This window comes from Novosphingobium profundi, from assembly GCF_018491765.1.
GTDB lineage: Bacteria > Pseudomonadota > Alphaproteobacteria > Sphingomonadales > Sphingomonadaceae > Novosphingobium > Novosphingobium profundi.
The window spans coordinates 1-779 of the sequence record NZ_JABWCU010000078.1; the positions used below are offsets into that span (position 1 = coordinate 1).

1 protein-coding gene is annotated in these 779 nt (G+C 57.9%); it reads left to right on the top strand.

Features of this window, described 5'->3' with window-relative positions; all coding sequences use genetic code 11:
• Positions 1-725, top strand: a 725-nt coding sequence (locus HT136_RS26090; RefSeq protein ID WP_214202659.1) for an IS6 family transposase, incomplete at its 5' end; no start/stop codon positions are given.
• Between the last annotated feature and the right edge of the window lie 54 nt (positions 726-779).

The following is a 779-nucleotide window of genomic DNA, read 5'->3' on the forward strand; positions in this document are numbered from 1 at the left end:
TCCTATGGGCGGTGCGCTGGTATTGTCGATACGGCATCAGCTATCGTGATCTCGCGGAAATGCTGGCTGAGCGTGGGATCGATGTCGATCATACGACTATCTATCGTTGGGTGCAGCGCTACGCGCCAGAGATGGAGAAACGACTCCGCTGGTTCTGGCGGCGTGGTTTTGATCCGAGCTGGCGCCTCGATGAGACTTACATCAAGGTGCGGGGCAAATGGACCTACCTGTATCGGGCGGTCGACAAGCGGGGCGACACGATTGATTTCTACCTGTCACCGACCCGCAGCGCCAAGGCTGCGAAGCGCTTTCTGGGAAAAGCCCTTCGCGGTCTGAAGGACTGGGAAAAGCCGACGAAACTCAACACCGACAAGGCACCAAGCTACGGCGCCGCAATCGCTGAGTTGAAACGAGAAGGAAAGCTCGCGGCGGCAACTGAACACCGGCAGGTGAAATACCTGAACAATGTGATCGAGGCTGATCATGGCAAGCTCAAGATATTGATCAAGCCCGTCCGTGGTTTCAAATCGATGCCCACAGCCTACGCCACGATCAAAGGCTTCGAGGTCATGCGCGCCCTACGCAAAGGACAGGCCCGACCGTGGTGCCAGCAACCAGGGATCATGGGCGAGGTGCGTCTTGTCGAGCGAGCTTTCGGCATTGGACCGTCAGCGCTGACCGAGACCATGGAACTACTCAACCAACACTTGGTCGCGGCCGCCTGATTGCCATGAAGCGGCGGATCTCACTCGCTCGCGGACAATCTTTGCAACAGAGCC